Annotated in this window: 28 protein-coding genes and 3 tRNA genes; 15 read left to right on the top strand and 16 right to left on the bottom strand. The window is 61.8% G+C overall.

Features of this window, described 5'->3' with window-relative positions; genetic code table 11:
- Window positions 1-12: 12 nt before the first annotated feature.
- From polA to H7A13_05290, 8 genes are all read left to right on the top strand, one after another.
- A complete protein-coding gene (gene polA / locus H7A13_05325; protein MCP5332761.1) occupies window positions 13-2,718 on the top strand; it encodes a DNA polymerase I in 2,706 nt (901 codons plus the stop codon).
- Window positions 2,719-2,922: 204 nt separating this feature from the next.
- Entirely contained in the window at window positions 2,923-5,277 is a 2,355-nt protein-coding gene (locus H7A13_05320) for an EAL domain-containing protein (protein MCP5332760.1), read from the top strand.
- A gap of 148 nt (window positions 5,278-5,425) precedes the next feature.
- Window positions 5,426-6,427 (top strand): polyprenyl synthetase family protein, encoded by a 1,002-nt coding sequence (locus H7A13_05315; GenBank protein MCP5332759.1) that lies wholly within the window; start codon window positions 5,426-5,428, stop codon window positions 6,425-6,427.
- Between the two features lie 20 nt (window positions 6,428-6,447).
- Window positions 6,448-6,524: transfer RNA gene (locus tag H7A13_05310), tRNA-Pro, on the top strand.
- Between the two features lie 85 nt (window positions 6,525-6,609).
- Entirely contained in the window at window positions 6,610-7,224 is a 615-nt protein-coding gene (gmk, locus tag H7A13_05305; protein MCP5332758.1) for a guanylate kinase, read from the top strand.
- Window positions 7,225-7,290: 66 nt separating this feature from the next.
- On the top strand, window positions 7,291-7,539 hold the full coding sequence (gene rpoZ, locus H7A13_05300) for a DNA-directed RNA polymerase subunit omega (GenBank protein MCP5332757.1): 249 nt from the start codon (window positions 7,291-7,293) through the stop codon (window positions 7,537-7,539).
- A gap of 30 nt (window positions 7,540-7,569) precedes the next feature.
- Window positions 7,570-9,762 (top strand): RelA/SpoT family protein, encoded by a 2,193-nt coding sequence (locus H7A13_05295; GenBank protein MCP5332756.1) that lies wholly within the window; start codon window positions 7,570-7,572, stop codon window positions 9,760-9,762.
- An 18-nt stretch (window positions 9,763-9,780) separates the two neighbouring features.
- The gene (locus H7A13_05290) at window positions 9,781-10,164 is read left to right on the top strand and encodes a RidA family protein (protein ID MCP5332755.1); all 384 of its coding nucleotides are present in this window, start codon (window positions 9,781-9,783) and stop codon (window positions 10,162-10,164) included.
- Window positions 10,165-10,210: 46 nt separating this feature from the next.
- On the opposite strand, the gene ssb is transcribed toward H7A13_05290, so the two are convergent.
- The 9 genes from ssb to H7A13_05245 all read right to left on the bottom strand — a co-directional run bounded on the left by ssb (window position 10,211) and on the right by H7A13_05245 (window position 15,872).
- Window positions 10,211-10,690, bottom strand: a complete 480-nt coding sequence (gene ssb / locus H7A13_05285) for a single-stranded DNA-binding protein (protein MCP5332754.1) — start codon at window positions 10,688-10,690, stop codon at window positions 10,211-10,213.
- Between the two features lie 35 nt (window positions 10,691-10,725).
- Window positions 10,726-12,099, bottom strand: a complete 1,374-nt coding sequence (locus tag H7A13_05280) for an MFS transporter (GenBank protein ID MCP5332753.1) — start codon at window positions 12,097-12,099, stop codon at window positions 10,726-10,728.
- A gap of 145 nt (window positions 12,100-12,244) precedes the next feature.
- Window positions 12,245-12,562: a PA4642 family protein gene (locus H7A13_05275; GenBank protein ID MCP5332752.1), complete on the bottom strand. Its 318-nt coding sequence runs from the start codon at window positions 12,560-12,562 to the stop codon at window positions 12,245-12,247.
- Window positions 12,563-12,615: 53 nt separating this feature from the next.
- Window positions 12,616-13,284, bottom strand: a complete 669-nt coding sequence (locus H7A13_05270) for an acyltransferase (protein ID MCP5332751.1) — start codon at window positions 13,282-13,284, stop codon at window positions 12,616-12,618.
- Between the two features lie 227 nt (window positions 13,285-13,511).
- Window positions 13,512-13,955 (bottom strand): Hsp20/alpha crystallin family protein, encoded by a 444-nt coding sequence (locus H7A13_05265; GenBank protein MCP5332750.1) that lies wholly within the window; start codon window positions 13,953-13,955, stop codon window positions 13,512-13,514.
- Between the two features lie 125 nt (window positions 13,956-14,080).
- Entirely contained in the window at window positions 14,081-15,094 is a 1,014-nt protein-coding gene (locus tag H7A13_05260) for an alkaline phosphatase family protein (protein MCP5332749.1), read from the bottom strand.
- On the bottom strand, window positions 15,081-15,569 hold the full coding sequence (locus H7A13_05255) for a CYTH domain-containing protein (protein ID MCP5332748.1): 489 nt from the start codon (window positions 15,567-15,569) through the stop codon (window positions 15,081-15,083). The genes H7A13_05260 and H7A13_05255 overlap by 14 nt, the downstream gene beginning before the upstream one ends.
- Before the next feature lie 133 nt (window positions 15,570-15,702).
- Window positions 15,703-15,777 (bottom strand) — tRNA-Glu (locus H7A13_05250).
- Between the two features lie 19 nt (window positions 15,778-15,796).
- A tRNA-Ala gene (locus tag H7A13_05245) sits at window positions 15,797-15,872 on the bottom strand.
- A gap of 176 nt (window positions 15,873-16,048) precedes the next feature.
- Between H7A13_05245 and radC the strand changes: the two genes are divergently transcribed.
- A complete protein-coding gene (gene radC, locus H7A13_05240) occupies window positions 16,049-16,723 on the top strand; it encodes a DNA repair protein RadC (protein MCP5332747.1) in 675 nt (224 codons plus the stop codon).
- Between the two features lie 26 nt (window positions 16,724-16,749).
- Here radC and H7A13_05235 read toward each other — a convergent pair whose 3' ends face one another.
- Window positions 16,750-17,196, bottom strand: a complete 447-nt coding sequence (locus H7A13_05235) for an acetyl-CoA sensor PanZ family protein (GenBank protein ID MCP5332746.1) — start codon at window positions 17,194-17,196, stop codon at window positions 16,750-16,752.
- Between the two features lie 166 nt (window positions 17,197-17,362).
- Here H7A13_05235 and hisB point away from each other — a divergent pair, with 166 nt between their 5' ends.
- Genes hisB through hisF form a run of 4 tightly spaced genes read left to right on the top strand, consistent with a single transcriptional unit; the run spans window position 17,363 to window position 20,146 of the window.
- Window positions 17,363-17,956, top strand: a complete 594-nt coding sequence (hisB, locus tag H7A13_05230) for an imidazoleglycerol-phosphate dehydratase HisB (GenBank protein ID MCP5332745.1) — start codon at window positions 17,363-17,365, stop codon at window positions 17,954-17,956.
- 8 nt (window positions 17,957-17,964) lie between these two features.
- Window positions 17,965-18,630: an imidazole glycerol phosphate synthase subunit HisH gene (hisH, locus tag H7A13_05225; GenBank protein MCP5332744.1), complete on the top strand. Its 666-nt coding sequence runs from the start codon at window positions 17,965-17,967 to the stop codon at window positions 18,628-18,630.
- Complete coding sequence (gene hisA, locus H7A13_05220; GenBank protein ID MCP5332743.1) at window positions 18,627-19,367, top strand: 1-(5-phosphoribosyl)-5-[(5-phosphoribosylamino)methylideneamino]imidazole-4-carboxamide isomerase; 741 nt, start codon at window positions 18,627-18,629, stop codon at window positions 19,365-19,367. The genes hisH and hisA overlap by 4 nt, the downstream gene beginning before the upstream one ends.
- A 5-nt stretch (window positions 19,368-19,372) precedes the next feature.
- Window positions 19,373-20,146 (top strand): imidazole glycerol phosphate synthase subunit HisF, encoded by a 774-nt coding sequence (gene hisF / locus H7A13_05215; GenBank protein MCP5332742.1) that lies wholly within the window; start codon window positions 19,373-19,375, stop codon window positions 20,144-20,146.
- 92 nt (window positions 20,147-20,238) lie between these two features.
- Here hisF and rpmG read toward each other — a convergent pair whose 3' ends face one another.
- Together rpmG and rpmB are read right to left on the bottom strand one after the other, a co-directional pair.
- Window positions 20,239-20,394 (bottom strand): 50S ribosomal protein L33, encoded by a 156-nt coding sequence (gene rpmG / locus H7A13_05210; protein ID MCP5332741.1) that lies wholly within the window; start codon window positions 20,392-20,394, stop codon window positions 20,239-20,241.
- A 31-nt stretch (window positions 20,395-20,425) separates the two neighbouring features.
- Window positions 20,426-20,662, bottom strand: a complete 237-nt coding sequence (gene rpmB / locus H7A13_05205) for a 50S ribosomal protein L28 (GenBank protein MCP5332740.1) — start codon at window positions 20,660-20,662, stop codon at window positions 20,426-20,428.
- 177 nt (window positions 20,663-20,839) lie between these two features.
- On the opposite strand from rpmB, the gene rpiA reads away from it, so the two are divergent.
- Window positions 20,840-21,529 carry a ribose-5-phosphate isomerase RpiA gene (gene rpiA / locus H7A13_05200; GenBank protein ID MCP5332739.1) on the top strand — a complete coding sequence of 230 codons (690 nt, stop codon included), beginning with the start codon at window positions 20,840-20,842 and terminating at the stop codon, window positions 21,527-21,529.
- 284 nt (window positions 21,530-21,813) lie between these two features.
- Entirely contained in the window at window positions 21,814-22,032 is a 219-nt protein-coding gene (locus H7A13_05195) for a DUF2798 domain-containing protein (GenBank protein ID MCP5332738.1), read from the top strand.
- A gap of 65 nt (window positions 22,033-22,097) precedes the next feature.
- Here H7A13_05195 and H7A13_05190 read toward each other — a convergent pair whose 3' ends face one another.
- The 4 genes from H7A13_05190 to H7A13_05175 all read right to left on the bottom strand — a co-directional run bounded on the left by H7A13_05190 (window position 22,098) and on the right by H7A13_05175 (window position 25,277).
- Entirely contained in the window at window positions 22,098-22,760 is a 663-nt protein-coding gene (locus H7A13_05190; GenBank protein MCP5332737.1) for a DJ-1/PfpI family protein, read from the bottom strand.
- A gap of 95 nt (window positions 22,761-22,855) precedes the next feature.
- Window positions 22,856-23,251: a VOC family protein gene (locus H7A13_05185; GenBank protein MCP5332736.1), complete on the bottom strand. Its 396-nt coding sequence runs from the start codon at window positions 23,249-23,251 to the stop codon at window positions 22,856-22,858.
- A 129-nt stretch (window positions 23,252-23,380) separates the two neighbouring features.
- Window positions 23,381-24,181, bottom strand: coding sequence for an OXA-10 family oxacillin-hydrolyzing class D extended-spectrum beta-lactamase OXA-17 (locus H7A13_05180; GenBank protein ID MCP5332735.1), 801 nt, complete (start codon window positions 24,179-24,181; stop codon window positions 23,381-23,383).
- A gap of 430 nt (window positions 24,182-24,611) precedes the next feature.
- Window positions 24,612-25,277, bottom strand: a complete 666-nt coding sequence (locus H7A13_05175; GenBank protein ID MCP5332734.1) for a fumarylacetoacetate hydrolase family protein — start codon at window positions 25,275-25,277, stop codon at window positions 24,612-24,614.

Here is a 25,277-nt window from a genome sequence, read left to right as displayed (position 1 = left end):
TGCAGAAAAACCATGAGTGAAACCCAGAACAGGCCGCGGCAGCTGGTGCTGGTCGATGGCTCTTCCTACCTCTATCGCGCCTATTACGCCCTGCCGCCGCTCTCCACCCGTGACGGAGCGCCGACCGGTGCGGTCAAGGGGGTGATCTCGATGGTGCGCAAGCTGCTGAAGGAGTATCCGGACGCCACGGTGGTGGTGGTCTTCGATGCCAAGGGCAAGACCTTCCGCGACGAGCTGTTTGCCCAGTACAAATCGCATCGGCCACCGATGCCGACCGATCTTGCCCAGCAGATCGAGCCAATTCAGCAGATCATCCGGGCGCTGGGGCTGCCACTGCTGGTGGTGGAGGGGGTCGAGGCCGATGATGTGATCGGCACCCTGGCGCGGCAAGCGACAGAGATGCAGATTCCGACAGTGATCTCGACCGGCGACAAGGACATGGCGCAGCTGGTCAACGGCCATGTCACGCTGATCAACACCATGACCGACACCCGGCTCGACCGGGCCGGGGTGGAGCAGAAGTTTGGCCTGCCGCCGGAGCTGATCCGCGACTATCTGGCGCTGGTCGGTGACAGCAGCGACAACATCCCCGGGGTGCCGCAGGTGGGTCCCAAGACCGCGGTGAAGTGGCTGAGCAGCCATGGCGATCTCGATGGCCTGCTGGCACAGGCTGCGGAGATTCCCGGCAAGGTCGGGGAGAGTCTGCGTCTGCATCTCGATCAACTGGCACTGTCACGGCAGTTGGCCACCATTCGCTGCGATCTGGAATTACCGATCGATCTGGCCACGCTTCAGTACGGTGAAGTCGATCGAGCGCGGCTGGTCGAGCTGTTCGCGCAACTGGAGTTCAACAGCTGGCTCGATGAGTACCGCGACAAGCAGCCTGCGTCAGCGAGCCATCTCCCGCTGCGGCACGAGACCCTGCTGACAGCGGAGCAGTTCGAGCGCTGGCTGCAGAAGTTGACGGCGGCTGCGAATTTCGTGATCGACACCGAAACCAGCAGCCTCGACTGCATCAGCGCGCAACTGGTCGGGCTCGCCTTTGCCGTCGAGCCGGGTGAGGCGGCCTATCTGCCACTGCGGCATGACTATCCCGACGCGCCGCCCCAGCTCGACTGCGATTGGGTGTTGTCACGGTTGCGGCCACTGCTCGAAGATCCGGGCCATGGCAAGATCGGCCAGAACCTGAAGTTCGACCTCGGCATCCTGGCCCGCCATGGCATCGCGCTGCGCGGCATCGCCGAAGACACCATGCTGGAATCCTATGTGCTCAACAGCACCGCCAGCCGCCACGACATGGACAGCCTGGCCCTGCGGTATCTGGGTCGGCAGACCATTTCCTTCGAGCAGATCGCCGGCAAGGGCAGCAAGCAGCTCAGCTTCAACCAGATCGCGCTGGAGCAGGCGGCCCCCTATGCCGCCGAGGATGCCGAGGTGACCCTTCGGCTGCACCAGGTTCTGGGTCCGCAACTCGATGCCGAACCCCGGTTGCGGCAGGTCTATCGCGAGCTGGAGCTGCCGCTGGTGCCGATCCTGTCGCGCATCGAGCGTGCCGGTGTGCTGATCGATGCCGAGCGGCTCACCCGCCACAGCGGCGAGCTGGCCGTGCGTATCGCCGAACTGGAGCAGCAGGCCTGGCAACTCGCCGGGGCCACCTTCAATCTCGGTTCGCCCAAGCAACTGCAGGAGATCTTCTACGAGCGGCTCCAGTTGCCAGTGCTGCAACGCACGCCCACCGGGCAGCCCTCGACCGCCGAAGCCGTATTGCAGGAGCTGGCGCTCGACTATCCGCTGCCCAAGGTGCTGCTGGAGCACCGCAGCCTCAGCAAGCTCAAGTCGACCTACACCGATCGCCTGCCGGAGCAGATCCATCCGCTCACCGGTCGGGTGCACACCTCCTACCATCAGGCTGTTACCGCCACCGGCCGGCTCAGCAGCTCCGACCCTAACCTGCAGAACATCCCGATCCGCACGTCGGAGGGGCGACGCATCCGCCAGGCGATCATCGCTCCAGCGGGTCATCAGCTGCTGGCCGCCGACTATTCGCAGATCGAACTGCGCATCATGGCCCACCTCTCCGGCGATGCCGGTCTGTTGAATGCCTTTGGCCGTGGGCTCGATGTCCACCGCGCCACCGCTGCCGAGGTGCAGGGCATCCCCTACGAGCAGGTGACCAGCGAAGAGCGGCGCCGTGCCAAGGCCGTCAACTTCGGCCTGATCTACGGCATGTCCGCCTTTGGGCTGGCGCGGCAGTTGGGCATTTCGCGCAACGAGGCGCAGGGCTACATCGATGGCTACTTCAGCCGCTATCCCGGTGTGCTCGACTACATGGAGCGGATTCGGCAGACGGCCCGTGAGCAGGGCTATGTCGAGACCCTCCATGGGCGCCGCCTGCATGTGCCAGAAATCCACGCGCGCGACCAGGCGCGCCGTCGCGCTGCCGAGCGCACCGCGATCAACGCGCCGATGCAGGGCAGCGCCGCCGACATCATCAAGCTGGCGATGATCCAGCTCGATGAATGGCTTGAACGCACGCGGGCACCGGCACGGATGATCATGCAGGTGCACGATGAGCTGGTGCTGGAGGTGGCCAACGAAGCGCTGGAGCAGGTCAGACCCGAAGTGAAGCGGATCATGGAGCAGGCGACGACGCTGGCTGTACCGCTGCTGGTCGAGATCGGTACCGGGCCCGATTGGGATGTGGCGGCCCAGCGCTGAGAGGCGCACCATTGGGAACCGAACCCTCAGGTCCCAAAAACCGACTACGCTTTAAAGCCATGGAGTCGGTTTTGGCAAAGCCGTTCAGTATCGATCGATCAGCTCTGGATGCGTGATGTCGTATAGGCCGCGTGCGTTTCAATCTTTTCCATCAACTCCCTGTCGACCAATGAGGCCGCGCCTCGGGTGTGGCATCGAGTGAAAATGGTCCTGCAGGACACGACCTTGCCCAGTGGCGGGGTTGATTCCACGGCACTCACTGCAAAGGTGCATGGCGAGCAGGTTCGTCTGCTCTATGCCAGCCTGCCGCTGTCATTGCTGATCAACGTCGTCAATGCCTCGCTGCTGGCATTCATCCTGTGGGGAGCCATCGACACGACCCGTCTGCTGAATTGGCTGGTGTCGATTCAGTTGGTGACGCTGGGGCGTGGCCTGCTGCTGCTCGGCTATCGACGCATGGCATCCGATGTGACTCGGCCCAAGGTCTGGATTCGAGGGTTTCGCATCGGCGTGGTGGCGGTGGGTCTCTGTTGGGGGGTGGCCGGCTGGTGGCTGTTCATCCCCGATGACGTGGCCCACCAGGCATTTCTGGCCCTGGTGCTGGCCGGCATGTCGGCTGGTGCGCTGAGTGCGATGTCGGCTGACCGACCCTCGGTGCTGGCGTTCATGCTGCTGTCGCTGCTGCCGCTGCTGGTTCAGCTTATGGTCGCGCAAGCGTCGATCCAGCTTGTCATGAGCGTCATGGTGTTGCTGTTTCTGGCCAGCCTCATCAGCAACGCACTGCGCATTCATCACACCATTGTCGAGAACCTCTGTCTGCGTATGGAGGCCGAACCGCGTGAGCGGATGTTGCGGCAGCAAGAAGAGCGTTACCGTGCCCTGATCGACACCCTGCAGGAGGGTTTTCAGATTCTCAGTCACGACTGGCGTCGTCTCTACATCAACGACGCTGCCGCGCGGCAGTTGCGCCGGAGCCGGCAGGTGCTGTTGGGTGAGTTGCCGGAACAGTGGAAGAAAAGTGCGTTCTTCGCGTTGCTCGAACAGTGCATGGAGCAACGTCAGCCGCTGCATGTGGAGCAGAAGATTACCCTGCATGATGGTTCGCAGGGCTGGTTCGAGCTGAGCATCCAGCCGGTGGAGGAGGGCATCTCCGTACTGTCGATCGACATCACTGCTCGCAAGGAGGCCGAAGAGGAGATCAATCGCCTGGCGTTCCACGACTCGCTGACCCGGCTGCCCAACCGCCGTCTGCTGTTCGACCGCCTGCAGCAGGCGTTGCGGTCCAGCGTGCACAGCCAGCGACCCGGGGCACTGCTGTTTATCGATCTGGACGATTTCAAGACCATCAATGACACCCTGGGGCATGGTGTGGGCGACCTGTTGCTGCGCGAAGTGGCCAACCGGCTTGCACACTGCGTGCGTCAGGCCGACACCGTGGCCCGTCAGGGTGGTGATGAGTTCGTGGTGCTGCTCGAGGCATTGGGACCCACGGACGAGGAGGCCATTGCGCAGGCGGAGCGCGTGGCCGAAAAAATCCGGGAAAGCCTCCTTCAGCCTTACCAGCTCGCCGGTCACCATGGCCGCCACTGTACCGCCAGCATCGGCATCGCACTGTTCATGGATGCTCAAGCAAGTGCGGATCAACTGTTCAAGCAGGCCGACATCGCCATGTATCAGGCCAAGCAGGCGGGTCGCAATGCCATCCGCTTCTTTGATCCGCAGATGCAGGCGAGCATCGAGCAGCGATCGAGACTCGAAACCGAATTGCGCCAAGCCGTGCAGCAGCGGCAGTTCGTTCTCCATTATCAGGTTCAGGTCGACCACGATGGCCAGCCGCTTGGTGCCGAGATCCTGCTGCGCTGGCACCATCCTGAACGGGGCCTCATCGCGCCGGCCGAGTTCATTCCGCTGGCCGAGGAGACCGGGCTGATCATTCCGATTGGGGAGTGGCTGCTGGAGGAGGCCTGCTGGCAGCTTAAAAAATGGGAGCGCGAACCGGACAGGGCGCAGCTGCATCTGGCCATCAATGTCAGTGCCCGCCAGTTCCGGCAGCCCGATTTCGTCGAGCGGGTGGTCGGCATGCTGCAACAGACCGGCATCGATCCGCGCAAATTGAAGCTCGAACTCACCGAAAGCCTGGTGCTTGACAATGTCGCCGAGGCCATCGCGACCATGCAGAGATTGAAGGAGAGCGGCGTGCAGTTCTCGATGGACGATTTTGGTACCGGCTATTCGTCGCTCGCTTACCTGAAGAAGCTGCCGCTCGATCAGTTGAAGATCGATCAGAGCTTTGTCAGCGAGATCGACACCGATCCGGATGACGCCACCATCGTGCAGACCATCGTCGCCATGGCGAAAAATCTCGACATGGAGGTGATTGCCGAAGGGGTGGAGAGTGAGTTGCAGCGCAACTTTCTGATCGAATGTGGCTGTCTGAACTTTCAGGGCTATCTGTTCGGCAAACCGCTGCCGCTGGCGGAGTTTGAATTGTTGCTGCAGGAGCTTGCCGGCAGAAGAAAGCAGGTGACACCGATCAGGATTGGCGCTGGCGCTCAGTGAGCAGTCCATTGGCTGGCGAGGCGTCGAGCTGGCCCTGCAGGAGATTTGCTGCATTGACCGAATGGGCCCAGTTCATGGGATTTTGATTTCGTGGCTCGGCTGCTTCAGTGTAAAATGGCCGAAAAATCGCCCTCCACAGCCGCTCTGCATGCCAGAATCCGTCAGAAAACCGATCGACACTGCGCTTCAGCACGATCTGCATGCTCTGGCACGCGATGAGTTCGCCCTCGTCAATCAGACCATCCTGCGGCAGCTCCACTCCGACGTCGAGCTGGTGCGCGAGATTGGGCACTACCTGATCGAAAGTGGCGGCAAGCGGCTGCGCCCGCTGGTGGTATTGCTTGCTGCCGGGGCCTGCCAATACCGGGGCAGTGCCCACATCGACCTGGCAGTGGTGGTGGAGTTTCTGCATACCGCCACCTTGCTGCATGATGACGTGGTCGACATGTCGCAGTTGCGGCGCGGTCGCACCACGGTCAATGCGCGCTGGGGCAATGCACCGAGCGTCCTGGTGGGTGATTTCATCTATTCACGTGCCTTCGAGCTGATGGTGAAGATCGGCAGCCTGCAGATCATGCAGGTGCTGGCCGAGACCACCAACAAACTCGCCGAGGGCGAGGTGATGCAACTGCTGAACGCGGGCAACCCCGATGTGGATGAAACCCGCTATCGTGAGGTGATTCTGCGCAAGACCGCCAAGCTGTTCGAGGCCTCCGCGCAGAGCGCGGCGATCCTGGCCGGGCGTCCCGCGACAGAGGTCGAGGCGCTGGCCAGTTATGGTCGCCATCTGGGTCTGGCCTTCCAGTTGATCGACGACGTGCTCGATTTCGATGGCAACAGCGACCTGCTGGGCAAGAATCTGGGTGATGATCTGGCCGAAGGCAAACCGACGCTGCCACTCATCATCACGCTCGAACGCGGCGCACCCGCCGATGCCGCGCTGGTGCGCGACACCATTTTGAATGGCTCCAGCAACGCGCTGAATGCGGTCATCGACGCGGTCAAGCGCTCCGGTGGGTTGGAATATACCCGTGAATTGGCCCGCCATGAGGCCGAAAGTGCGATAGAATCACTGCACGTTCTCGCGCCGTCCCGCCATCGGGATGGGCTGATCAGACTGGCCCGCTTTGCGGTCGAACGTCAGTACTGATCGATCTGTTTCAGACCATTCGGGGTGTAGCTCAGCTTGGTAGAGCACTGCCTTCGGGAGGCAGGGGCCGGAGGTTCAAATCCTCTCACCCCGACCAATGGTCTGACTGCGCGAACAGTTGATGGAATGGAATCTGCTCGATATTCGTAGTAAAAAGAGCCCATTCCCCAGTAGCCGGACTCATGCCCACAGGCCAGCTCTACATCATCTCCGCGCCCTCCGGTGCTGGCAAGACCAGCCTGGTCAAGGCGCTGTTGGAGCAGGACTCTGATCTGGCGGTCAGCGTCTCGCACACCACCCGGCCGCGTCGGGTTGGCGAGGTCGATGGTGTCAACTACCACTTCATCACCACCCAGCAGTTTCTCGATCTGCTGGCGCAGGATGCCTTTCTCGAACATGCCGAGGTGTTTGGCCACTACTATGGCACGTCGCACCTTGCGGTTGCACGGCAGCTCGAACGTGGTCAGGATGTGATTCTGGAGATCGACTGGCAGGGTGCGCGGCAGGTGAGACGTCTGATCGACGATGCGGTGTCGATCTTCATTCTGCCCCCTTCGCGGGCTGAACTGGAACGGCGTTTGACCGCGCGTGGGCAGGATGGGGTCGAGGTGATCAGTGCGCGCATGGCCAAGGCCACCGCCGAGATGTCGCACTATCCGGAGTTCGATTACCTGCTGATCAACGACTCTTTCGAGCGGGCCCTGACCGAGTTGCAGGCAATCGTGCTGGCCAAGCGGCTGGAGTTGCCGCGACAGAGTGACAAGGCGCGCAACCTGATCGCCGAACTGTTGTCATGACAGAGAGCCACATGGCATTGAATCTGGCTCATTCGAGCCGTAACGATGTGACAGAAAGAGGTTTATATGGCAAGAATTACCGTTGAGGATTGTCTGCCCCATGTCGATAACCGTTTCGATCTGGTGATGCTGGCCTCCAAGCGCGCCCGGCAGTTGGCAGTCCAGGGTCGTGAGCCCCTGGTCCCGTGGGAGAACGACAAGCCCACGGTGGTGGCTCTGCGCGAAATCGCGGCCGGACTGATCGACCGTGGCTATGTGAATCGGCTCGAACGTGAAGACGAGCAGCACAGTGTGCTGTTCGACGCGATGCCCTAGGATCCTGCGTCGAAGAGCGGAGCAAAGGTGATGAACGGCGCACCGACCATCACCGCGACAGCAGTCGACAGCCCGACCGACGGACGCGAGGCCGGGCCGGTGTCCCCTGGTCTTGCGCGTCTCATTGCCACCTTGGCTGATTATCTCGACGCCGCAAGGATCGACGAGATAATCCGCGCCTACCACTATGCCGCCGCGGCGCATGGCTGCCAGACCCGCCGCAGCGGCGAGCCCTACATTACCCATCCGGTCGCGGTGGGGCAGATACTGGCCGAGATGCACATGGACCACCATGGCATCATGGCGGCCCTGCTGCATGATGTGCTCGAAGACACCAGTGCCGATGAGCAGGAGCTGCGGACCCTGTTCGGTGACACCGTGGCCGAGCTGGTCGATGGTGTCAGCAAGCTGCAGCGGATGAATTTCGCCAGCCAGGCCGAGGCACAGGCCGAGAACTTTCTGAAAATGACCATGGCGATGGCCAAGGACATCCGGGTCATTCTGGTCAAGCTGGCCGATCGACTGCACAACATGCGTACGCTGGGCGTGCTGGCGTCGGCCAAGCGGCGACGGATTGCCCGGGAGACGCTGGAGATCTACGCTCCGATCGCCCATCGGCTGGGCATGTATGAGATTCGCGCCGAACTGGAGGATCTGGGCTTTCAGGCGCTCTACCCGATGCGGGCACGTCGCATCGAGGCGGCGGTGCGCAAAGCGCGTGGCAACCGCGACGAGATGCTGGCCACCCTGCGGCAGGCGATCCAGGCGCGGCTGGAGCAGACCGGGCTGCCGTGCCGGGTCATGGGTCGTGAGCGTCACCTTTACAGCATTTACCGCAAGATGCGTGAAGAGCGCAAATCCTTCAACAAGATCATGGACGTCTATGCCTTTCGGGTCATCGTCGACCAAGTGGACAGCTGCTACCGTGCGCTCGGTGTGTTGCATGGACTCTACAAACCGGTGCCCGGGCGTTTCAGAGACTACATCGCCATCCCCAAGGGCAACGGCTACCAGTCGCTGCACACCACACTGATCGGCCTGCGTGGCGTGCCGATCGACATCCAGATCTGCACCGAACAGATGGAGGCCATGGCGCACCATGGTGTGGCCGCACGACGTTTTCTGGATGGATGCAGCGAGAGCCCGTCCAGTGGTGAGGACCGCACCAACCAGTGGCTGCAGGGGCTGCTGGAGATGCAGAAGGTTGCGGGAGATTCGATCGAGTTCATCGAAAATGTGAAGATCGATCTGTTCCCCGACGAGGTCTATGTCTTTACCCCGAAAGGAAAGATTCTCGAACTGCCGGTGGGTGCAACGGCCATCGACTTTGCCTACGCCATCCACACCGACATCGGCCACAGCTGTGTGGGCTGCCAGATCGACCAGCGTCTGGCTCCCCTCAGCGAGCAGCTCAGAAGTGGCCAGACAGTGAAGATCATCACCTCGCCGGGCGCCAGGCCCAATGTCAGTTGGCTCAACTTCGCCGTCACCGCCAAGGCGCGCAGCAGTGTTCGCCACTACCTGAAGAACCAGCAATATACCGAGGCCGTCGACCTCGGCCGCAGACTGCTGCAAAAGAGCCTGTCGGTCTGCCAGAAGAGTCTGGACGAACTGCCACAGGCGCAGATCGATCAGCTGTTGCAGGAGTATCGCCTGAACGGGCTGGATGCGCTGCTGAGTGAAATCGGCCTGGGCAACCGTCCGGTGCAGGAGATTGTGCGAAAACTGCTGCCCGGAGTCAGCGGCACGCTTCAACTCGGCATGGTCGACAGCGGCACCAATGCCCTGATCATCGGCGAAAAGGGCGGGATGCTGCTCAACTATGCGCGCTGTTGCTATCCGATTCCCGGCGATGCGGTGGTGGGCCAGCTCAGCAGCGGGCGTGGCATCACCATTCACCAGGAGACCTGCCGGCATGTCGAACCCATTCTGGGCGACAGCCTGCATTGCCTGGCGGTGCAGTGGCAGAGCGGGATCGAGGGTGAGTTCGTCGCCGGACTCAGAGTCGAGATGAAAAACAAGCGTGGCATGTTGGCCAGCGTGGCCAGTGCCATCGCCGACAGCGACAGCAACATCGAGCGGGTGACCACCGCCGACCGGCATGGCGACATCTCGATGCTGGTCATCGAGGTGAGCGTGCGTGATCGGGTCCACCTGGCGCGGGTCATCCGCAAGATCAAGGCGATCGACGCGGTCAGCCGCGTCTTTCGCAGCAGAAGTTGAGCAACCTCAGGAAGCACGATGAATCGACGCATCATCCGGACCGATCAGGCCCCGCAGGCCATCGGTACCTACTCCCAGGCCGTTGAAGCCCAAGGCACCCTCTATGTTTCGGGTCAGATCGCGCTCGATCCGGTCACCATGGTGCTGGTCAACGACTCGATCGAGAACGAGATCACCCAGGTTTTCAACAACCTGCAGGCGGTGGTCGCGGCCGCTGGCATGACCCTGGATGAGGCGGTCAAGCTCAACATCTACCTCACCGATCTGATTCATTTTGCCACCCTCAACCAGATCATGGCCGGCTTCTTCAATGAGCCCTATCCGGCTCGCGCCGCAGTGGGCGTGGCCCAGTTGCCACGCGGTGCGCGGGTCGAGGTCGATGCAGTGGTGGTCAGGCGGTAAGCCTGCTGCGGCCGACGCCTGCCAAGTGCATGTCGACAGGACAGTTTCAGAACGGAATGTCGTCGTCAAAGTCATCGAAGCGGCCGCCCATGTCGGCATCGGCGTTGGCGCGGCTGCTGCCGCCACTGGATTGACGTGGCGACATGGGCGGGCCTTCGCCGTAGTCACCACCATAGCTCTCCTGTCCACCGCCGGCGCGGCCGTCGAGCATCTGCATCTCGTTGGCGTGAATCTCGGTGCTGTAGCGCTTTTCGCCGTTTTTTTCCCACTGCTGGGTGCGCAGCGAGCCTTCGATGTAGACCTTGGAGCCCTTGCGCAGGTATTGGCTGGCGACCTCGGCGAGGCGGCTGAAGAAGACCACCCGGTGCCACTCGGTGCGCTCCTGGCGCTGTCCCTGTTTGTCGGTCCAGCTGTCGCTGGTGGCCAGACGGATGCTGGTGATCTGGGTGCCGCTGGCGGTCGAGCGCACCTCCGGGTCCGCGCCCAGATTGCCGATCAGAATGACCTTGTTGATGCCTCGGGCCATGGGGGTTCTCCTGTTGTCACGCGCGCGATCGGATGTCACGCATCGAGCAATGATAACCGGTGGCGGGCATGGTCATCCAACCGCTGCCGGTCGAGTTTGAGGTAAATCTCGCCGCTGTCGGGAAAGAGTGCCACTTCCGCAACGCCGGCAAGCGCACGCAGTTCATGCAGCAGCAGTTCGGCTTGGTAGGGATCCTCGGGAGCGGGTTCATCGAGCCGCAGATCGAGCAGCGTGCGCGGTCTCTTCATGCCGCAGGCGAGCAGGAACCAGAGCAGGCCGATACCGCTCAGTGTCAGAAACAGCGGTCGGTAGCCGTGGCTGCTGGCGAACCAGTGCATCAGGGCGCCGCCACTGGCCGCGCCGAAGAAGGCGCCGAGAAACTGGCTGCTGGAGAACATTCCCATTGCCGTGCCCTTGCTGCCGGCCGGCGCCATCTTGCTCACCAGCGAGGGCAGGGTCGACTCCAGCAGGTTGAAACCCATGAAGAAGACAAACAGTGCCGCGACCACAGACCAGAGGTCGCTCTGATCGAGCGACAGCAGCAGTTGACTGATGATCACCAGCGCCAGCGCACCGAGAAAGACCGGCTTCATCTGCTGCCGGGTTTCGGCAATGATCAGGAACGGCAACATGGCGAAGAAGGACACGCCGATGATCGGCAGGTAGTAGTGCCAATGCTGACCGACTGGAATCGACAGTTGCTGGGTCAGAATCATCGGCAGCACGACGAAGCTGGCCATCATCATGAAATGGAGCGCAAAGACACCGAAGTTGAGCCGCAACAGCTCGCGGTCAGCCAGCACCTGTCCCAGCTGCCCCGGCACGGCCTCGACGTTGCGGTGGATGATCTGCTGGCGCGCCTTGGGCACCAGCAGCAGCAGGATCAGTTCGCCAGCGATGGCCAGCAGCGCGCTGATCCAGAAGATGCCGCTCAGGCCGCTGACGTGGGTCACCATCGGACCCAGGATCAAGGCGGCCGAAAAGGAGAGGCCGATGCTGACCCCCATGATGGCCATCGATTGGGTGCGCACCTGGTCGCGGGTCAGGTCGGCCAGCAGTGCCATCAGCGGGCTGGCAATGGCGCCGCTGCCCTGCAGCAGGCGGCCGGCGATGATGCCGTAGACGCTGGATGACAGCGCCGCCACCACGCTGCCGGCGATGAACAGCAGCAGGCCCAGCGAGATCACCGGCCGGCGACCGATGCGGTCCGACAACAATCCGAAGGGAATCTGCAGCAGTGCCTGGGTCAGCCCATGCGCACCGAGGGCCAATCCCATCAGCAGCGGTGTGGCGTCGCGCAGTTCGGACTGATGCAGGGTCAGCACCGGCAGCACCATGAACAGCCCGACCATGCGCAGCGCAAAGAGCAGCGAGAGCGCGAGGGTCGCGCGAAGCTCGGCGGAGTTCATCGGGCGGTGATCCGGACAGCGGGCCGCGCCCGCATCTGCATCGACAGGTGACGCTGGCAAGGAGACCGATGGTGGGAACAGGCGTGTGGCTTCATGGTACGGCAGTGGCCAGCGAAGACCGATGGCGAATGGATCGTGTGGTCAATCAATCAGTCATCCGCGCGCCGGCCTGTCGCAAGGCGATCAGGTATTCCTCTCCCTTGGGATGGCCGGCAATGATCCGGGCCACGCTTTGGCCACGTGGATCGGTGGCATCGAGGTCATGGCCCGCCGCGATGAAGTGGCCGATGAAGCGGCTGAAATCCTCGGCGATCATGCTCCGGTAGGCCTGCAGCAGCCGATGGTGATCGGCTGACAGGCCTGCGGGAGGTTGCAGATCGAGCAGGCTGCGCAGATGTTCATCGCTCCAGCTCTGGCCGATGACGGCCTTTTTGTCCTTGCGTTTGGGGGGTGTGGTGGTCATGTTTCAAAACCAGAAAGCAGATGGCAGGAAAAAGCGGATGAAAAACCGTTGAATCAATCGCCCGGCCGCGGCAGCAGCTTGCTGCGCAGCCAGCCAAGCAGGCTGTTGTTCTTCAGCAGATTGCGGTCGATGTGCTCCAGTTCGCGCTGGAGCTGCTCAGGATTGCGGAACAGCTCGGCACGGGTGGTGATCGGAATCTGCGGATCAAGCTCCTTGACCACCCGCGCCGGATTGCCGACGGCGATCGAGTTGGGTGGAATGTCCTTGGCCACCACCGCACCGGCACCGATGATGCTGTTGTCGCCGATGGTCACCCCCTTGCAGATGATGGCGCTGTCACCGACCCAGACATTGTTGCCCAGCACGATCGGTGCAGTGGCGCCAATGGCCTTCTCGCGGTGGTAGATGCCGTGCCAGTCGGCGTCGGTCAGATAGGCGTTGTAGGCGAACATGCAGTCGTCGCCGATCTGGATCATCGAAGCGGACGACATGCGCACGCCGGGGGTGATCAGCACATGCTTGCCGATCTCGATGCGGCCCTTGCCCAGCACCGTCAACTGCACCTGGGCATTGGGGGTGCAGATGATGTGGGCGAAGTCACCGATCGAGATCGGTTGGCCATAGATCAGCAGATGCCACGGCTTCAGGATCGCATGACCGTGGCCGAGATGGGTCAATTGCGGCGCGACGAAATGGCGCGTATAGAAGCTCTGCACCGCCATGTGCAGTCGCTTGATGTAGTAGGGGCGGTGTTCGTTGATCAAGATCCGTTGCCGTCAACTGAATTGAAGGCGGCATGATACGGAAGTTGCCGCGGTGACGGTAGCGCTCGAGGCGCGGATCGGGCGTCGAGGGGCGTTCTGCTCTGGCGCGGCGGGCCGATGAGCAAAAAGATGTGCGACCACCCCGATCCGGCTGAAGCGGGGTGGTCGCCGACAACTGTGGTGGGCTATTCGACCTTGACGTCGATTGCCTTGGGCGTGCTCTTCTGGCTCTTTTCGAGATGCAGGTTCAGCATCCCATCCTTGAAGGTTGCCTTGACCTTGTCTGGGTCGACATTCTCCGGCAGGGAGAAGCTGCGAACGAAGCTGCCGTAGTGGCGCTCGATGCGGTGGAACTTCTTGCCTTTTTCCTCTTTTTCCTGCTTTCGCTCGCCGCGGATGGAGAGCACGCCGTTCTCCACGCCGATCTTGATGTCCTCCCTGTTGACCTCGGGCAGCTCGACCTTGATCTCGAAGGCCTGGTCAGTCTCGGCGATGTCGACCTTCGGCAGCCAGTCGCCGGAGACCAGCTCCTGGCCGATGTTGGCTCTTGGCCAGCCCATCGCCTTGCTGTAGCGGTCGAACATCTCTTCGATTTCGCGCAGTGGCTCCCATTTTACCAATGCCATGATGATGCTCCTGTGCTGAGGCGGGACTCCCTTTGCGCGCAGTGGCCGGTCCCGTTGCAGCCGCTGCGGCGCCGTGCTTATCACACACTTTGCATATGGCATCTCTCCGGTCGATTTCAAGCCGCAGCTCAGGGATTGCGGTTGAACTGGATTGGCTGGCGCAGCTGTGGATGGCCATCGCGGTCGCGAATCTGCACCTCCACCCGGGGCTGATTGTCTTGCCAGTCGATCAGCAGCACACCATGGTTGAGGCCGGTGTAAGGTTCGCCGATGCGGTAACGGTTGGGTTCGCCGGGAAAATTCTCCCAACTGTGGGTCAACCCGCTCGAAGTGATTTCAAACAGCGGGTAGGGCAGTCTGTCGAGATCGAGTCGCATGATCTCGGCGAAGTGGCGGTCACCGCTGAGCAGAACCAGCGCGGGGAGCCGGGCGTCGGCCAGCAGTTGCAGCAGGCGGGTGCGGGCGGCGGGGTGGTTGGCCCACTTCTCGTGACGGTGTTCGACCGGAATGACCTGAATGCTGGAGACCACAATGAACAGCTCGGCGCTGCCGGGGTCGAGTTCCCGCGCCAGCCACTGCCACTGTTCGGCGCCGAGGATGTCAGCCATCCGCCCGGGTGGCTCGCGCTGGAAGCGGGTGTCGAGCAGGATCACCTTGACCCGCTGTCCCGGCGGACCCTGAAGATGGCTGGCGTAGATGCCCGCCCGACGACGCCGGGGGCTGTTGGCCGGTTCGTCGAGAAAATCGAGCAGCAGGCGCTGGCTTTCGACTTTTTGCCGATAGCTGCGATCGCCATCGTTGCGGCCGTAGTCATGGTCATCCCAGGTGCCGATGACCTGGCAGCAGGCCAGCAGTTTCTGGTAATCGGGCTGGCTCTTCTGCTGCCGATAGAGTTTGGCCATGCTGTCCATCTCTTCGGTGTCGGCATAGATGATGTCGCCACTCCAGATCCACAGTTGCGGGCGCAATTGCAGCACAGCCGGCCAGATCGGTTGTGCCTGGTCGGAGCGGTTGCAGGAGCCGAAGGCGATGCGATCGAGCGGTGCTTCGCTGGCGCTTGCCAGTGTGCCGCACAGCAGAAGTCCCAGCAGCAGGAAGTGGCCCGCTCCGCGCCGGCGTCGGTGTGACTCACCCCTTTTCATGCGCGGTCCAGAGGCTGTAGGGATGCTGGCTGAGGCAGGCATTGCTGTAGCGCGGATCGTCGCTGACCTCGCGGCCGACCCAAGGCGGCAGTTCGACAAGCTCGTCGACGTGTTCCAGTTCGACCTCGGCGAGCATCAGCCCGCTGTTGGCGCCAGCGAAGATGTCGACTTCCCACAGGTGTTGGCCATGTTGGAGTCGGTGACGCACCTTGTCGATCGGTGGCCAGAGGCAGAGCCTGTCGAGCATCTCCTGCGCATCGGTCAGCGGGATCGGGTATTCGTACTCCAGGCGGGCAATCGATTGGCCAGGCAGGCTGCCCTTCAGGGTCAGCCAGGCCGACTGCCCGGCGATGCGCACCCGCAGTACGCGATCATCAGCAACGCAGAGATAACCCTGACGATAATGGCTGGCCTGCCCCTGCGGTTGCCACAGTGCGGCGTTGACGAGGAATTTGCGCTCGATTTCGATGGCCACGATCCAAGGCTCCGTCTTGGGTCCGATGCTGTATACAGGCTGGCAGCGTCAGATGAAGATCGCGTTGCAACGGATCGAAACAGGCCGATCGGCCTGCAGGGTGGAGAGTCTCAAGGAGATGAAGCCAGTCAAGTGGCGTCCCCTAGGGGATTCGAACCCCTGTTCCCGCCGTGAAAGGGCGGTGTCCTGACCGCTGGACGAAGGGGACTCTCGGCTGTCGGGTGTGGTGGTGGAGCTAGGCGGGATCGAACCGCCGACCTCTTGCATGCCATGCAAGCGCTCTCCCAGCTGAGCTATAGCCCCAGCCTCACCCAAAAGAGTCGGCAATTATAAGGAGGGCATGTCATGCTGTCAAAGACCCGGGTTCATATTTTTTCAGGTCGGGTGCGGCGTGACGGTTTGCCACACCACGGCGCTGTGCGTGCGCTGCCGCCCGATGGATAATTGGCGGCATGGAGCCGAATGCAGGGAGGTTTTCGATGTCGATCAAGCATTGGCCGGCGGCCGAACGGCCCCGCGAAAAACTGTTGATGCGCGGTGCTGCTGCACTCTCCGACGCCGAGTTGCTGGCGATCTTTCTGCGCACCGGCGTGCGCGGCAAGAGCGCGGTCGATCTGGCGCGCGAGCTGCTGGTCGAGTTTGGTGGCCTGCGGCCGCTGCTGGAGGCGGATCTGCAACGTTTCTGCCGCGGCTCCGGCCTTGGCGAAGCCAAGTATGTGCAGCTTCAGGCCGTGCTGGAGATGAGCAGCCGCCACCTGCAGCAGGGGCTTGAGCGTGGCGATGCGCTCACCTCGCCGGCGCAGACGCGGCGTTTTCTGAGCTCGCGCCTGCGTCATCTCGAGCGCGAGGTCTTCATGGTGCTCTATCTCGACAACCGCCACCGGATGATCGCCTTCGAGGAGCTGTTCAAGGGCTCGATCAACAGTGCCGAGGTGCATCCGCGCGAGCTGATCAAGCGGGTGCTCCATTTCAACGCAGCGGCGGTGATTCTGGCGCACAACCACCCCTCCGGCATTGCCGAGCCGAGTCAGGCCGACCGCGAGATCACCCAGCGGTTGCGTGCCGCACTGGCGCTGGTCGATGTGCGACTGCTCGACCACATGGTGGTGGGCGACACCGAGGTGATTTCGCTGGCCGAGCTGGGGTGTCTGTAGGGGCGGCGTCCGCAGACCCGGTGGAGTCAGGCGATTCGCAGCGGGCTCCACTCGATCTCGATGGTGGCCGGCGGCATCACCTGCTTGACATGAAAACCGGCCTTGCGCGCCAGTTGCAGCAGGGTGGCATCACCGGTCGGGATGGTGGCGATCAACCCCTGACCAGCGGTGGCGGCCTCGGCTTCGATCAGCTCCATCATGCGACGGGCGACACCGCGGCGGCGGGTCAGCGAGCGGACGCAGAGCAGTTCCATGCGCCATGGCGTGCTTTGCCGGTCGACCACCATCGCGGCCAGCAGGCGGCCATTGAAGCGCCCGCCATACAGTGAATGCGTCTGCAGGCGCTCTTCAACGAAGCGCTGGATTCTCGCCTCATCCTGGCCGGCAAAGCCGGGGTCGTCGTGGTAGATCTTGATCAGATCGGCGACATCCTGGGCCGAAGGGGTGACGAGCTGTTCGAGCAGGACCGGCATGGTGGACTCCGGCGAATGGGCGGTGGAGATGGAGGGCAAAGTACTATAACGTAAAATCGGTGGCCCGGTGCGGCCTGCTGCGGCGCCGGCTGGCTGGCTGGTTTATACTGCGCGCCTTTGCGCTTTGCGTCGTGTAAACCATCACAAAGTAAAGGAGAGCGCCACATTGAATCCGCGTCGAGCCCGGGTCGAGCGCAACACGCTTGAGACCGAAATCACGGTCGCCATCGACCTCGATGGCAGCGGCCAGAGCCGGTTCGACACCGGGGTGCCTTTTCTTGAGCACATGCTCGATCAGGTGGCGCGCCATGGCGTGATCGACCTCGATGTGCAGGCGCGTGGTGATCTGCAGATCGATGCCCACCACACCGTGGAGGACATCGGCATCACCCTCGGCCAGGCGTTTCGCCAGGCAGCGGGCGACAAGCAGGGCATCCAGCGCTATGGCCATGCCTACGTACCGCTCGACGAGGCGCTGTCGCGGGTGGTGATCGATCTCTCCGGTCGGCCCGGCTTGCAGATGGCGGTGCCCTATCGGCGGGCGACGGTCGGCGGCTTCGATGTCGACCTGTTCGAGGAGTTTTTTCGTGGTTTCGTCAACCATGCAATGGTGACCCTGCACATCGACACCCTGCGCGGCGAGAACACCCACCACCAGATCGAGACCGTCTTCAAGGCCTTTGGCCGCGCGCTGCGCATGGCGGTCGCCCGCGATCCGGCCATGGCCGGCAGCACGCCATCGACCAAGGGCAGCCTTTGAGGCGCGGCATGGCTCAGCGTATTGCCATCATCGACTATGGCATGGGCAATCTGCACTCGGCCGCCAAGGCGCTCGAGCATGTCGCGCCCGCTGCCAAGGTCGAAGTCACGGCCGATCGACGCACCATTCTGGCGGCGGATCGGGTGGTGCTGCCGGGGGTGGGGGCCATCCGCGACTGCATCGGCGAGATGCGCCGTCTTGGCATCGACCAGTTGTTGCCGGAGGTGATCGAGCGCAAGCCGCTGCTGGCGATCTGCGTCGGTCTGCAGGCACTGCTCGAGTCGAGTGAGGAGAATGGCGGTGTCACCTGCCTCGGACTGCTGCCGGGGCGGGTCCGCCACTTCGGTGCGCCGCTGCTCGAGGCCGATGGCAGCCGGCTGAAGGTGCCGCACATGGGCTGGAGCCGGGTATGGCAACAGCCCCATCCACTCTGGAGCGGCATTGCCGATGGCAGCCGTTTCTATTTCGTCCACAGCTACTATGTCGAGGCGGCGCGTGCCGATCAGGTCGTCGGCCAGTGCCACTATGGGGTCGATTTTGCCGCCGCCATGGCCAGCCCCAACCTCTTTGCGGTGCAGTTTCATCCCGAGAAGAGCCAGCAGGCCGGGCTGGCCCTGCTGCGCAACTTCAGCCGCTGGGATGGCGCCGCCGTTGTTGAAGGAGTCACATCATGACCTTTCTGGTCATTCCCGCGATCGATCTGAAGGATGGCGAATGTGTTCGCCTGCGGCAGGGACGCATGGAGGAGAGCACGGTCTTCTCGCAGGACCCGCTGGCGATGGCGGCCCACTGGGTGGCGGCCGGCGCCCGGCGGCTGCATCTGGTCGACCTCAATGGCGCCTTTGCCGGCAATCCGGTCAATGGCGAGATCATCACGGCGATCTCGCGCCGCTTTCCGCAACTGCCGATCCAGATCGGCGGTGGCATCCGCAGCCTGGAGACCGCCGAGCGCTATCTGGCGGCCGGGGTCAGTCATTTGATCATCGGCACCCAGGCGGTCAAGCAGCCGAGCTTCGTTGCCGAGGCCTGCCGTGCCTTTCCGGGGCACATCATGGTTGGGCTCGATGCCCGGGGCGGCAGGGTGGCGACCGAAGGCTGGGCCGAGCAGTCGGGCATCGAGGCGGTGCAACTGGCGCGACAGTTCGCCGACTGCGGTGTCAGCGCGCTGATCTACACCGACATCGGCCGTGACGGCATGATGCAGGGGGTCAACATCGAGGCCACCGTCGAACTGGCGCGGGCTGCCGCGATTCCGGTGATCGCCTCCGGCGGTGTCACCTCGATCGACGACATTCGTGCGCTCAAAAAGGTGGCCAGCAGCGGGATCATCGGCGCGATCACCGGCCGGGCGATCTACGAGGGCAGCCTCGATCTGGCCGCGGCGCAGCGGTTGGCCGACAGCGAGGAGTGACCGACATGGGTCTCGCCAAACGGATCATTCCCTGTCTCGACGTCGACCGTGGCCGGGTGGTCAAGGGGGTCAAGTTCGTCGAGATTCGCGATGCCGGCGATCCGGTCGAGATTGCCCGCCGCTATGACCAGCAGGGGGCGGACGAGCTGACCTTTCTCGACATCACCGCCAGCCATGAAGACCGTGCCACCATGGTGCAGGTGGTCGAGGCGATTGCCGGGGAGGTCTTCATTCCGCTCACCGTCGGCGGCGGCATCCGCGCCATCGAGGATGTCCGGCGCATGCTCAACGCCGGTGCCGACAAGGTGGCGATCAACACCGCGGCGGTCTCCAATCCGCACTTCGTCTCCGAGGCGGCCGAACGCTTTGGCGCGCAGTGCATCGTGGTCGCCATCGACGCCAAGCGGGTCAGTGGTGACGATGAGCCGGCGCGCTGGGAGATCTTCACCCATGGCGGACGCAAGCCCACCGGCATCGACGCCATCGAGTGGGGCGTGCGGATGCAGCAGCTCGGTGCCGGTGAGATTCTGCTGACCAGCATGGACCGCGATGGTACCCGCATCGGCTTCGACCTTGGATTGACCCGCGCGATGAGCGAGGCGGTGCCGATTCCGATCATCGCCTCGGGCGGGGTTGGCACGTTGCAACACCTGGTCGATGGTGTGCTGATCGGCCAGGCCGATGCCGTGCTGGCCGCCAGCATCTTCCACTTTGGCGAGTTCACCGTTCCCGATGCCAAGCGCTACATGGCGGCGCATGGCATCGAGATGCGACTGTAGCCAACAAGCAAGCAAACAAAAAGCCCGCCGGCTGTCGCAGGCGGGCTTTTTGTTTGCCGGTCCGATGGCCAGGGTGAGCTGGCCGCATCAGATCACTTGATCTTGGCTTCCTTGTAGATCACATGCTTGCGGGCGATGGGATCGAACTTCTTGATCTCCATCTTCTCGGGCATGGTCCGCTTGTTTTTGTCGGTGGTGTAGAAGTGGCCGGTGCCGGCGGTTGAGAGCAGTTTGATCTTGTCACGCATCGGATCTCTCCTGATTCAGGTGGGTCTGGGCTCAGAACTTCTCGCCACGGGCGGTCAGGTCGGCCAGTATCTGATCGATGCCGACCTTGTCGATGATGCGCATGCCCTTCGACGAGACCCGCAGCTTGACGAAGCGCTTCTGCGACTCGACCCAGAAGCGGTGGTAGTGCAGATTCGGCTCGAACCGGCGCCGGGTTTTGTTGTTGGCATGGGAGACATTGTTGCCAGTCATTGGCCGTTTCCCGGTGATTTGACAGACTCTCGACATCTTCGTTACGCCCCTGGGCCGCATCCAGAAAAAAGGGTGACCTTTATACCAGAAAGCGCACTGCCAAGCAAAAGGCATGTGGTGTCAGGCGCGCATCCTGCCGGCAGCGGCGGCCGGCGTCGGACCTTGCAGGCGCTATAATGGCGGCCCATTCCCAGAAGCAACAGGAGAGGCCGCATGGATCAGAGCCACTTGAAACTGGCTGCCGCCCAGGCAGCGCTCGACCATCTGCGTCCTCGGCTCGATGACCGCAGCGTGGTGGGCATCGGCACCGGTTCGACCGCCAACCACTTCATCGACCTGCTGGCCGGCATCAGGAGCCAGTTCGATGGCGCGGTGGCCAGCTCACAGGCCAGCGAGGCGCGGCTGCGCCAGCATGGCATCCCGGTCTACGATTTGAATGGCGTGGCGGAGTTGCAGTTCTACGTCGACGGCGCCGATGAGATCAACCCCCGGCTGGAGATGATCAAGGGCGGTGGTGGCGCCCTGACCCGGGAGAAGATCGTCGCAGCGGTGGCCCGCGAGTTCATCTGCATTGCCGACCAGAGCAAGTATGTCGATCTGCTCGGCGGCTACCCGCTGCCGATCGAGGTGATCCCGATGGCGCGCAGTCATGTTGCCCGCCAACTGGTCAAGCTGGGCGGGGATCCGGTCTATCGCGAGGGGGTGGTGACTGACAATGGCAACATCATTCTCGACCTGCACAACCTGCGCATCGACGTACCACGCGAGATGGAGCAGCGGATCAACAACATCACCGGCGTGGTCTGCAATGGCCTCTTCGCCCAGCGTCCGGCCGACCTGTTGCTGCTGGCCACCGATGAAGGGGTGAAGCGTTATCGGGCTGCCGCTGCCATGGTGCGCTGAGCGTCCGGAAACAGGAGAAACCGTGGTTTTGAGCTATCCCCGAAGCAGAAGAAGAGGGTGGGCAAAGCGCAGCGTGCCCACGCTGGTTCTGGCCCCGTTTCGCGTGGGCACGGCCTGGCGGCCTTTGCCCACCCTACTACTGTGGTACGCTGAGCGGCAGGAAACCGAAGAAACCGTGGTCTGTCCCCAATTCTCCGACTGCAGAGCCTCATTACTTGAAACGCGGTCCAACCAACAACAATTTTCTTATTTAGGTCAACCAAACTCAGGAGAATTCAATGCGTATTCCCGCTCGTTTTGCACCAATCCTTTTCAGTGCCTTACTCTCGGCCATCATGGTCTGCATCGTGTCGGCCTTCGTCCTCGCGATCTCACAGGGGGTGCAGTCCGGATTCCCTGCACAGTGGCTCAGAAGCTGTCTAACGACATGGCCGGTAGCCTTTCCAACTGTCGCAATCGTGGCTCCCTGGGTACGACGAATAGTCGGCCGAGTAACCGCTTAATCTAGAAGCAGATGGATCGGATTTTCTCGCATAAAGGGCAGCTGCGACGTTAGATCCGCAGTGGCCTAACGACCAAGCTCACCGGCGGAGCGAAGCGGAGTCCGGTGCAGCGCATGGTTAGGCGTTACCGTACCGATATACGGCTCTATGTTTTTCATTGCTCTTGAAACGTACTCGTCCTTCTCGCCAACCGGGGCCACGTAATGCAATGCTTCCTTGGCGGCTTCGTTGCCCTCGGCGCGGGCAATAATCCATGCGGCCAGATATTGCGACGCGAAACAACCTCCGGCGGTGGCGATGTTGCCCGATGCGTAGAAGGGTTGGTTCAGTACTTCAACCCCGGCTTCTTGTACCCAGGGTTTGGTTGTGAGATCGGTGCATGCAGGAACGTTGGCGAGTATGCCAAGCTTGGCAAGGATGAGCGTACCGGAGCATTGCGCTCCGATAAGCTGGCGCGCGGGATCCAGGCGCAGAGCCGACATGACGGCTGAGTCGTTTACGACCTCTCGCGTTTTGATGCCGCTGCCGACAATAACCGCGTCAGCGGAAACCGCTTCCGCAAGGGTTGACTGCCCATGCACGGTCACGCCGTTCATTGAAGTGACTGCGCTCTCCGGACAGCAGAGCGTGACGCGCCAGTCTGGTTTCTTGATTCGGTTAAGCACGCCGAGCGCCACGAGGGAGTCGAGCTCGTTGAAGCCTTGGAAAGTGAGTATGGCGATGTGCATTTTAGCTACCTCTGATTTGGGGCATGGCGCCTAACGCCGGAAATCAGCGGCGCGGGAACCGCGTCCGCTGCATTGACATGTTAGAGCCCGCACGCTCACGTTGAATACGGCGCGTGGACAAGGCGCTCAGAGACCCACCAGATATTGCCATGCGGATCTTTGATGCCGCCTTGACGGTCGCCATAGGGCATGTCGCTGACCTCCATTTCCAGCGTGCCCCCGGCCGCAAGCGCCTGTTCCATAGCCTTATCAGCGTTCTCGACGTAGATGTAGCAAGCCATTGGCATGGGTGCGTACTGGCCGCCAGCCTCGCTTGCCATGATGGTGGATGTGCCGATGCGAACCTGCGTATTGGCAATGCAGCCGTCGGGGCGCAAGCTGCGAAGCACTTCGATGCCACCAAAAGCTTTGACAAGGAACGCAACGAATTGGTCGGCACCCTTGACGAAAAAGTACGGCGTGATCGTATTGAAGCCGGGCGGAATGTACATGATTACCTCACGATTTCTTGCGGGCGCTAACGTTGGAGCTAAGGGGCAGGCACAGGCGGCGCATAAAATGCGAAGCATGCGCCGACTGGGACTGTCCAGCGACCGCAGGGAGCGACCTTGAGCGACTTGTTAGCCACCAATGATGCCCTCACTTTCCATGATTTTGGTGGGAATGGATTTTCTTAGCGGCAACTTACTTTCGTTGTCTATATCCATGTTAAAGGCGAAAAAGTAAACCTCTGTCTCCTTCTCAACCCACCCAACCCACCATGCGACACCAGGATTTGACTCAGTTCCCACACCAGAAAAACCAGTTTTTGAATGCACTAGATATTCAGGTGCCGCCTCCGTTACCAAAGCCTCTTTTACTATTAGCTGGTTTTCTTTAGATGCTGACAATTTATTTAAATATAGAGACTCTAGAAACTCCACTTGATTAACTGCGGAAATTCTAAGCTGGCCTTCCAACCAGAATTTGTCAATGCCACCACTGATATTCTGGTTGCCATAGGAAAATTTTTTAAGGTATTTCTGCATTCTTACTTCGCCAACTTCTCTGGCGATTTGTTGAAATACGGGAACAGCTGAAACTTGTATTGCCCCTCTTAAGGTCAAGTCTCTTTCCCATTGCTTCATGGCTCTTGGCTTTCCGTCCCATTTGAAAACCTGATGCTCATTCTTTATGACACCAGTTTCTAGGCCGATAATTGCGCTGGGGATCTTAAATGTTGATGCTGGAAGATATTCCTTTGATGCACGAGCTAAGTCATTGGTAGCGCAGGATTTACTGCTACTTTTACAAAGCACGAAGACACCATTGACGGCTTCGGCAGAGAACTCTTTGTTCCAAGACGTATTTTCTGTAATTGAACCAGCTAATGCCGTACTCGAAAGACACGCGATAATTACATATGCGGCAAATGTTTTCATGGCACCTTCTTGGTGGCTAACTATAAATGGACACCCCAAAAGGTGGCTTGTTTTACACCTTACGGGTGTCTAATATCTTGCCGGGCAAGGCTATACCGAGGTTAAGCGTCATGTCAAACGTGGTAGTACACCCCAAAACGATTGTCGACCACGCCTCCGGCGGGGCATCCAAGCCGAAGCTGCTGGATGAGGTACGCGCCCACATCCGGCGGTTGAACTACAGCATCCGGGACCGAATCGGGGACGGACTGCAGAATCGGGGACAGACCACGGTTTCCCATTCTTGATCAAGGCGCTTTCCCAAACTGCGATATTGAATGAACCGTGGTCTGTCGCCATTTCCGCGCTCCGATCTCTCTTTTTCCGGTGCGATCATCGGCCGCACGAGGTGAGCGGCAAGCAAAGGGCGCGCAGCCAAGGATAACAAGCCTCAGCCTGCCGCCACCTCGCCCTGCCACTGGTGCTGGGCCAGCGTCAACCGCAACCGGTCGCCCGGTTGCAGCGCAGTGACGCCGGCCGGGGTGCCGGTCAGCACCACGTCGCCGGGCAGCAGGGTGAAGTGGTGGCTCATCGTCTGCAGCAGTTGCGGAATCGAAAACAGCATCTGTGTCACGTCACCGCGCTGCTGCGGTCGGCCATTGAGTTCGAGCGTGAAGCACAGTCGTGTCGGGTCGCCCAGTTCGGCGGCCGGGATGAAGGGGGTGAGCGGGCAACTGCCGTCGAAGGCCTTGGCCACCTCCCAGGGGTGGCCGGCCTGCTTCAGGCGGTTCTGCAGCTCGCGCAGCGTCAGGTCGAGCCCGATGCCGTAGCCGGCGATCGCCGCCATGGTCTGCTCCGCGGCTGCCCGGCGCAGCGGCTGACCGATCAGCAGCGCCAGTTCGGTTTCGACATGGCAGGCGCCCCGGTCGGTCGGAATCGACCAGGGGCGTTTGAAGTCTACGGCCGCCGTGGCGGGTTTGATGAAGAGGATCGGTTCCGCCGGCTGCGGATTGCCCAGCTCGCGGGCATGTTCGGCATAGTTGCGGCCGACGCAGAGGATCTTGCCCAGCGGCCAGGGTGTCGCGCCGCCATGCTGCCAATGGGGTGGGTGACTCAT

Source organism: Pseudomonadales bacterium (genome assembly GCA_024234215.1).
GTDB lineage: Bacteria > Pseudomonadota > Gammaproteobacteria > Pseudomonadales > UBA5862 > JACKOQ01.
This window is presented reverse-complemented; position numbering and strand designations above follow the sequence as displayed.

What these genes read in the sequence shown, in the direction of transcription:
- polA (MCP5332761.1), top strand. Translation starts at nt 13, where the DNA reads ATGAGTGAAACCCAGAACAGGCCGCGGCAGCTGGTGCTGGTCGATGGC.
- H7A13_05320 (MCP5332760.1), top strand. Translation starts at nt 2,923, where the DNA reads ATGGTCCTGCAGGACACGACCTTGCCCAGTGGCGGGGTTGATTCCACG.
- H7A13_05315 (MCP5332759.1), top strand. Translation starts at nt 5,426, where the DNA reads ATGCCAGAATCCGTCAGAAAACCGATCGACACTGCGCTTCAGCACGAT.
- gmk (MCP5332758.1), top strand. Translation starts at nt 6,610, where the DNA reads ATGCCCACAGGCCAGCTCTACATCATCTCCGCGCCCTCCGGTGCTGGC.
- rpoZ (MCP5332757.1), top strand. Translation starts at nt 7,291, where the DNA reads ATGGCAAGAATTACCGTTGAGGATTGTCTGCCCCATGTCGATAACCGT.
- H7A13_05295 (MCP5332756.1), top strand. Translation starts at nt 7,570, where the DNA reads ATGAACGGCGCACCGACCATCACCGCGACAGCAGTCGACAGCCCGACC.
- H7A13_05290 (MCP5332755.1), top strand. Translation starts at nt 9,781, where the DNA reads ATGAATCGACGCATCATCCGGACCGATCAGGCCCCGCAGGCCATCGGT.
- ssb (MCP5332754.1), bottom strand. Translation starts at nt 10,690, where the DNA reads ATGGCCCGAGGCATCAACAAGGTCATTCTGATCGGCAATCTGGGCGCG.
- H7A13_05280 (MCP5332753.1), bottom strand. Translation starts at nt 12,099, where the DNA reads ATGAACTCCGCCGAGCTTCGCGCGACCCTCGCGCTCTCGCTGCTCTTT.
- H7A13_05275 (MCP5332752.1), bottom strand. Translation starts at nt 12,562, where the DNA reads ATGACCACCACACCCCCCAAACGCAAGGACAAAAAGGCCGTCATCGGC.
- H7A13_05270 (MCP5332751.1), bottom strand. Translation starts at nt 13,284, where the DNA reads ATGGCGGTGCAGAGCTTCTATACGCGCCATTTCGTCGCGCCGCAATTG.
- H7A13_05260 (MCP5332749.1), bottom strand. Translation starts at nt 15,094, where the DNA reads ATGAAAAGGGGTGAGTCACACCGACGCCGGCGCGGAGCGGGCCACTTC.
- radC (MCP5332747.1), top strand. Translation starts at nt 16,049, where the DNA reads ATGTCGATCAAGCATTGGCCGGCGGCCGAACGGCCCCGCGAAAAACTG.
- H7A13_05235 (MCP5332746.1), bottom strand. Translation starts at nt 17,196, where the DNA reads ATGCCGGTCCTGCTCGAACAGCTCGTCACCCCTTCGGCCCAGGATGTC.
- hisH (MCP5332744.1), top strand. Translation starts at nt 17,965, where the DNA reads ATGGCTCAGCGTATTGCCATCATCGACTATGGCATGGGCAATCTGCAC.
- hisA (MCP5332743.1), top strand. Translation starts at nt 18,627, where the DNA reads ATGACCTTTCTGGTCATTCCCGCGATCGATCTGAAGGATGGCGAATGT.
- hisF (MCP5332742.1), top strand. Translation starts at nt 19,373, where the DNA reads ATGGGTCTCGCCAAACGGATCATTCCCTGTCTCGACGTCGACCGTGGC.
- rpmG (MCP5332741.1), bottom strand. Translation starts at nt 20,394, where the DNA reads ATGCGTGACAAGATCAAACTGCTCTCAACCGCCGGCACCGGCCACTTC.
- rpmB (MCP5332740.1), bottom strand. Translation starts at nt 20,662, where the DNA reads ATGTCGAGAGTCTGTCAAATCACCGGGAAACGGCCAATGACTGGCAAC.
- rpiA (MCP5332739.1), top strand. Translation starts at nt 20,840, where the DNA reads ATGGATCAGAGCCACTTGAAACTGGCTGCCGCCCAGGCAGCGCTCGAC.
- H7A13_05190 (MCP5332737.1), bottom strand. Translation starts at nt 22,760, where the DNA reads ATGCACATCGCCATACTCACTTTCCAAGGCTTCAACGAGCTCGACTCC.
- H7A13_05185 (MCP5332736.1), bottom strand. Translation starts at nt 23,251, where the DNA reads ATGTACATTCCGCCCGGCTTCAATACGATCACGCCGTACTTTTTCGTC.
- H7A13_05180 (MCP5332735.1), bottom strand. Translation starts at nt 24,181, where the DNA reads ATGAAAACATTTGCCGCATATGTAATTATCGCGTGTCTTTCGAGTACG.
- H7A13_05175 (MCP5332734.1), bottom strand. Translation starts at nt 25,277, where the DNA reads ATGAGTCACCCACCCCATTGGCAGCATGGCGGCGCGACACCCTGGCCG.